Source organism: Pontibacter brevis, assembly GCF_054779655.1.
Window position 1 is genome coordinate 25,064 of sequence record NZ_BAAGXV010000070.1, and the last position, 6,096, is coordinate 31,159.

General features: G+C 48.5%; 6 protein-coding genes. 2 read left to right on the top strand and 4 right to left on the bottom strand.

What is annotated here, in order from left to right:
• Positions 1–12 precede the first annotated feature (12 nt).
• Both ACYVB1_RS14880 and ACYVB1_RS14885 read left to right on the top strand, forming a co-directional pair.
• On the top strand, positions 13–1,014 hold the full coding sequence (locus tag ACYVB1_RS14880; RefSeq protein WP_460924576.1) for an amidoligase family protein: 1,002 nt from the start codon (positions 13–15) through the stop codon (positions 1,012–1,014).
• A complete protein-coding gene (locus ACYVB1_RS14885; RefSeq protein ID WP_460924577.1) occupies positions 1,005–1,958 on the top strand; it encodes a gamma-glutamyl-gamma-aminobutyrate hydrolase family protein in 954 nt (317 codons plus the stop codon). The genes ACYVB1_RS14880 and ACYVB1_RS14885 overlap by 10 nt, the downstream gene beginning before the upstream one ends.
• 114 nt (positions 1,959–2,072) lie before the next feature.
• On the opposite strand, the gene ACYVB1_RS14890 is transcribed toward ACYVB1_RS14885, so the two are convergent.
• The 4 genes from ACYVB1_RS14890 to ACYVB1_RS14905 are packed head-to-tail and all read right to left on the bottom strand — an operon-like array spanning position 2,073 to position 5,717.
• Positions 2,073–2,969, bottom strand: a complete 897-nt coding sequence (locus ACYVB1_RS14890; protein WP_460924579.1) for an aldo/keto reductase — start codon at positions 2,967–2,969, stop codon at positions 2,073–2,075.
• 53 nt (positions 2,970–3,022) lie between these two features.
• Positions 3,023–3,577: an inosine/xanthosine triphosphatase gene (gene yjjX / locus ACYVB1_RS14895; RefSeq protein WP_460924580.1), complete on the bottom strand. Its 555-nt coding sequence runs from the start codon at positions 3,575–3,577 to the stop codon at positions 3,023–3,025.
• A gap of 31 nt (positions 3,578–3,608) precedes the next feature.
• Complete coding sequence (locus ACYVB1_RS14900; RefSeq protein WP_460924581.1) at positions 3,609–4,595, bottom strand: aldo/keto reductase; 987 nt, start codon at positions 4,593–4,595, stop codon at positions 3,609–3,611.
• 30 nt (positions 4,596–4,625) lie between these two features.
• On the bottom strand, positions 4,626–5,717 hold the full coding sequence (locus ACYVB1_RS14905; protein WP_460924582.1) for a mechanosensitive ion channel family protein: 1,092 nt from the start codon (positions 5,715–5,717) through the stop codon (positions 4,626–4,628).
• Positions 5,718–6,096 lie beyond the last annotated feature (379 nt).

A 6,096-nucleotide genomic window follows, 5' to 3' on the forward strand; every position in this document is an offset into this window, starting at 1 on the left:
AATTTATATCTGATGCAATACAAACAACTACCTGTTCAGCATAATGCGAAGGGGGAATTGCGGAAAGTAGGCTTTGAGCTGGAGTACGCCAACGTGGGAATAGAGGAATCCGTGAGGATTATCCAGGAGTTATATGGGGGGAAAGAAGAGATAGAGCACCGCTTTTCCAGAAAAGTAACCGGCACCAGCATTGGTGACTTTTCTGTGAAGATAGACCTGAAACTACTCAACGAAAAGACGTACAAAGAGCCGCTTGAGAAGCTGAATATCAATTTAAAGGATTTCAGCATCGGAGACGGAACGCTTGAGGATGAAGTAGAAATGGCTATGGAAAGCGTGATAAATAAAGTAATTCCCTATGAGATTACCACGCCACCGGTACTGTGTACGCAGATAGAGGTGTTCGAAAAGCTTCGGGAATCGTTGTATGAGCACAATGCCAAAGGGACGGAGGCTTTTATTACCAATGCCTTTGCCACCCACATAAACCCGGAAACACCCGATACAGATGCTGGCACGATACTGAGGTACATCCAGGCATTTCTGCTGCTGTACCCCTGGCTGTTGAAAGAAGGGGAAACAGATTTTGCCCGAAGGGTAACCTCCTTTATTAATCCGTTTCCGGCAGAGTATGCCGAACTGGTGCTACACCCCTCCTATCATCCGGACATGGCAACGCTGATAGAGGACTATCACCGGCTTAACCCGGACCGCAACCGCCCACTGGACATGTACCCTCTTTTTGCTGCCCTTCGGGAAGAGCAGGTAAACCAATACCATGATCTTGGTAATGTAAAGGCGAGGGAGACATTTCATTACCGGCTACCCAACAGCTGGGTATCAAAGCCGGACTGGACGCTGGCAAAGGAATGGAACAACTGGGTAGTGCTGGAAGAACTGGCCAACGACCCACAGAAGTTAGCGCAGATGAGCAAAGAATATTTAGCGCTTAAAGAAGATACGCTCATCGGGTTTGATAGTAAATGGACAAAACAGACAGAAAAGTGGCTTTGATAACAAAGAAATTTAAGATTAACAGAAACAGGCCTACCATTGGCGTAACAGGGCCAGACAGAGGTGGTGGCGTAGCATGGTTTTTTACTTCACTGGCAATATGGATAGCGGGTGGAAAGCCTGTACGTATCACTCCCTCCAGCCCCCGAACGGCCGACGGTCTTCAGGGGCTGATCATCGGAGGCGGTGCCGACGTGGACCCCACCACATATCAGCAGGAAAACGTAATAGACGAGTACCTTGCAAGGACCATAAATGAACCACATAAAAATATTTTTCATCGGGTAGGCCGCTTTACCCGATGGCTCTATTACCCCGCCCTCTTTTTTGTCAGGAAGGTTTTCAGCAGAAACAGAAAGCACGGCAGCAGGCTCGACCGTGACCGTGATCACCTCGAGTTTCAGCTGATAGACCAGGCTGTAAAGAAGAACTTGCCGGTTATGGGTATTTGCCGCGGCTCCCAGCTGCTTAATGTGTACTTCCGTGGTACGCTGTACCAGGACATCAACACGTTTTACCTGGAAGAGCCGAATCCGACCAGTATTTTCCCGGTGAAAAGAGTGAATATAAAACCGGGCAGTAAACTGGAGCAGGTACTGGGCGTGCGGCAACTGGAGGTAAACGCCTTGCACAGCCAGGCGGTAAAAGAGCCGGGCACCGATATTGAGATTGTGGCCCGTGAAGAAAATGATGTGGTGCAGGGGATTGAAAACGTAAGGCAGGAGTACATTGTAGGTGTGCAGTGGCACCCGGAGTACCTGCCGACTCATAAAAGCCAGCGCCGCTTATTCCAGACGCTCGTGCAGCATGCCCGTCAGGTACAGGTACAAATCGAAGACCGCGATATGGAAGAAGCACTTGCAAACCCAAGAGCAGAGGCTTTAATAGAAATGGAACGACAGGAAGAAGAAATGATGATGAGCGAGTTGAACAGAAACCTGTAAACGTATGGATAGCGGTATCGCATCCATTTTGCGAATATGTCAGAAAGAGCCCGTTGTGGCTGCAGGGAAATCTACCGCAGCCACAACGGGCTCTTTCTGATTTTAAAAAGGCTGCTAACGGTGCTGTTCGTACTTTTTCGGCTTTACTGCCTGCTGCAAGGTCTGCATTTCTTCTTCCGTGAGCGGTGTGGATTCGGCTACCTGATACGCATCCTGCAGCTGTGCCTCCGTCCGGATGCCAAGCACAGCGGAAGTGATAGCGGGATTGCCTGTGACAAACCTCACGGCTACCCCAGCTGCTGAACGCCTGTTTCCTGCCACACGCTGAACAGCATCTGCCGCTTTTTGCACCTCCTCTTCCCTCAGGCCTAAGTATTGTTTAGCAGGTTTATCCAGCAACAGCCCCTGGGCATAACTGCCCCTGGCCAGCACCCCAATGTTATGCTCCTGCAACAGGGGCAGCGCACTTTCTTCCGGGCGTCTGTCGATTAGGCTGTACTGCATCATCACTGAAGCTATATGCGACCGCTTCACATACTCCCTGATAACATTTGGCCTGATGGAGGAAATGCCGTATGCCCGGATCTTGCCTTGCTGTCTGAGGAGTTCAAATGCTTCGATGGTTTCATCCATGGGGTCTTCGATGGTGCCGCCGTGCAATTGGTACAAGTCGATATAATCTGTCTGCAGGCGTTTCAGGCTATCCTCTACCGCCTGCAGAATGTAGCTTTTTGTTGGGTTCCAGTCCCAGCCGCTGCCATCGCTGCGCCATTGGTTACCTACTTTTGTAGCTAATAAGACCTTATCGCGCATGCCGCTGAAGGCTTTGCCGACTGTTTTCTCATTTTCACCCTGCTGGTACAAATCAGCCGTATCAAAAAGATTGATGCCTTTGTCCAGTGCCTGGTGCAGCAGTCTGGCATTGGCCGCATGGTCTTCTCTCAGAGACATGCAGCCGAAACTTACTTCGCTAACCTCAAAATCAGCATTACCTAACTTTTTATATTTCATAGCCTGTGTGTTTACAGGGTTCACAATCTCCTGCTTTTTTACTGAAAACCCTTTTAAGCTTTGGCAGGATTCTCCGCATAAAGTTGCTCATTTTTAAATGGCACCAGGGCCAGTATCATTGCCTGCTCGTAGAGTTCTTTTCTGTCAAGCACATTGTCAGTCAGTATCCCGATGGCACCGCCTTTCTGCTTTGAATTGGAGTGGTTGAAGACCATGTCATCAGCTGTTCCTAACTCTATCCCCTGCTGCACCAGTTCGGTGACAGCCTGCGGCAGGAAAAATGTACCGGAGCGGGCTTTCCCCAGCAAGGCTTTCGTCCGGACCACCACCCAGGCAAAGGCCGCTAACTCTTCTCCGATGGAAGCCACGCCGCCCTCAATGCCCACCCAGAAGTCAGCATCCGGATTGGCATCAAATGCATGCTGCACTCTGTTGCTGGCCCCTAGCAGTGTTTCCGCATCCGTCATGGGTTGGTCTGCCACACAGGAAGGCACTGAGACAGGTTTTGCCTCAAATGCAACATCCGGGAACATGCGCCGCAGCCCACCCAGGGCTGCATTCACTTTAACAGGGTTAGCGGAAGCAACTACAACCGTTTTAACATGCATAAGTATCTTTATTTATTTATTGTTGTTCTTCTTACCACAAAGCATGCACGCTTGGGCGGATGTACTCGTCATACACTTCCTGCACGCCCTGCATCTGTTCAGCTGAAAGGGCTGGCAGTTCGGCTGCTTTAATGTTTGAGGTAACCTGTTCCGGTCTGGACGCACCTGGTATAACAGTGCTTACTTCTTCGGCCATCAGCACCCATCGGATGGCCCAGGCCGCTAAAGGCTCCTGCCCCGGGAAAAGTTTCTTCAGTTCTTCTACAGCTTCCAGGCCCAGGTTGAAATCGACACCAGAGAAAGTCTCCCCTTTGTCAAAAGCCTCCCCGTTCCTGTTAAAGTGGCGGTGGTCATCCGGGCTGAAGGATGTTTGCTGGCTCATTTTACCTGTCAGCAGGCCACTTGCCAGCGGCACACGCACAATTATGCCCACATTGCTTTCTTTTGCTTTGGCAAAGAATTCCTCACCGGGCTTCAGGCGGAACATGTTATAAATAATCTGGACCGTCGTCACGTTCGGGTATTGCATAGCCATCATGGCCTCCTCTACCAGCTCCACACTCACACCTAGATTCCTGATTTTCCCCTGCTCCTTCAGCCGTTCAAAGGCTTCGAAGATCTCCGGACGGCTGTAGATTTCTGTCGGCGGGCAGTGTAGCTGAATCAGGTCGATGGTATCCAGCTTCATGTTCCGGAGGCTTTCCTCCACGTACGCGGTCAGGCGCTCCGGCGTATACCCCTCCGGTGTATGCGGCTGAATCTGGCGCCCGCATTTGGTAGCGATGTAAACTTCTTCTGAGCGGCTCTTCACCACCTTTGCTACAGCGGCTTCGCTTTCACCGGCACTGTACACATCGGCAGTATCAATAAAATTAACGCCTGCATCTATGGCTTTGTTGATGATATTTTCCGCATTCTGCTCATTAAAAGGCTCCCCCCAACGTCCACCAACCTGCCAGGTTCCCAATGAGACTTCCGATACTTTCAATCCTGTTTTTCCTAAAGGTCTATATTGCATAGGTCTTTGCTATTTAGTTTGATGTTAAAATTAATAAGCCTCACTTACCTGCTCTTTTTTCTCGTTGGTTACATACAGCGTGCGGGTTGGGTAAGCAAAGTCAATTCCGCGCTTCTGGAATTCTTCAAAAATGCGCAGGTTAATTTTTTGTTGCACATCCATGTACACGTTATACTCAGAACTAAGCACGTAGTAAACGGACTCAAAATCCAGGCTGGAGTCTCCGTAGCTGGCAAAGTGCGAGCGATCAAACTCCACCGGCTGCTGCTCCATAATAATGGATTTTACAATTCGAGGGATTTCCTGCACATGCTCCAGGGAGGTCTGGTACACAACTCCGAACCGGAACAAAACCCTGCGCCGCTGCATGCGCTTATAGTTGTGAACGCGTGAGTTTGTCAGGTCGCTGTTTGAGAAAACGAGCTGCTCTCCTGAAAGGCTTTTTAACCGGGTGGTTTTAACACCGATGTATTCCACCACACCCATTTTATCCTCTACAATGATAAAGTCTCCCACCTCGAAAGGCCTGTCGAAGAAGATAACAAAGTAGTTGAACAAGTCACCCAGTATGTTTTGGGCAGCCAGGGCTATGGCTATACCACCAATACCCAGACCAGCTATAACCGTTGTGACATCATAGCCCAGGTTATCAAAAAGGAACACCAGGCCTATAAACCAGATGATCACATTGAGGATAAGCATCAGGCCTCCTAACTGCTTCACTTTCTCCTCCCCATTCGATTGACTGCGAACGTAGGATCGCAGCACAACCAGAATAGCATTCGAAACAAACCGGATGAGCAGGATGGTAACGGCAACGGTAACTGCCACCTCCAGTATCTTGGAAAGGCGGACAGAAAGCACCAGGTAGTTTACAGCGGCATATACAACGGATATGTATAAAGCGGGAATACCAAAACGGGAGATTCCTTCTACCACATAATTATCAATCGACGTGCTGGTATTCGAAGTCCATCTTACAAGACGGGTTAATATTATCTTTTTAAAGAGGACAATCAGGATAAAACCGGCAATTAAGATACCCAGCGAGATCAGGTAATCCAGTACCGTATTGTTGAAATAGGTTCTTTCTAAAAATTCATTTAACTCTAACTCTGGCATGCTTTCATATTCTGTATGTTTCAAAATATTGCCCACTTACAGTATTTGAGACTGCAGCTTTTTTGCTGTTTTGCGGGCGGTATAATGTACGTGAGAGCATATTTTTAGCATAACATGCTGCTCCCTTTAAATCTGTTGTTTTACAAAATTATTAAAAAAAGGGGACGAAGGCAGGACAAGAAGCAATATAAGGAGTTATTGTTACTGCATAAACGCAATAGCTTAAATCTTGACGGCAGAATAAAAATGGAGTAACAAGAGGTAATATTTTTTGTTGGCTGTGTTCTAGAATGTATGATGTTGGAATAAGTATGGCAGCAAGGGTGTTTATAGGAAGTTATGTGCGAGATAACTATCCAGGTAAACTGCCCCTACTGCC

Excerpts from the sequence above, each read along its gene's own strand:
- ACYVB1_RS14905 (WP_460924582.1), bottom strand. The coding sequence starts at position 5,717 with ATGCCAGAGTTAGAGTTAAATGAATTTTTAGAAAGAACCTATTTCAAC.
- ACYVB1_RS14900 (WP_460924581.1), bottom strand. The coding sequence starts at position 4,595 with ATGCAATATAGACCTTTAGGAAAAACAGGATTGAAAGTATCGGAAGTC.
- ACYVB1_RS14880 (WP_460924576.1), top strand. The coding sequence starts at position 13 with ATGCAATACAAACAACTACCTGTTCAGCATAATGCGAAGGGGGAATTG.
- ACYVB1_RS14890 (WP_460924579.1), bottom strand. The coding sequence starts at position 2,969 with ATGAAATATAAAAAGTTAGGTAATGCTGATTTTGAGGTTAGCGAAGTA.
- yjjX (WP_460924580.1), bottom strand. The coding sequence starts at position 3,577 with ATGCATGTTAAAACGGTTGTAGTTGCTTCCGCTAACCCTGTTAAAGTG.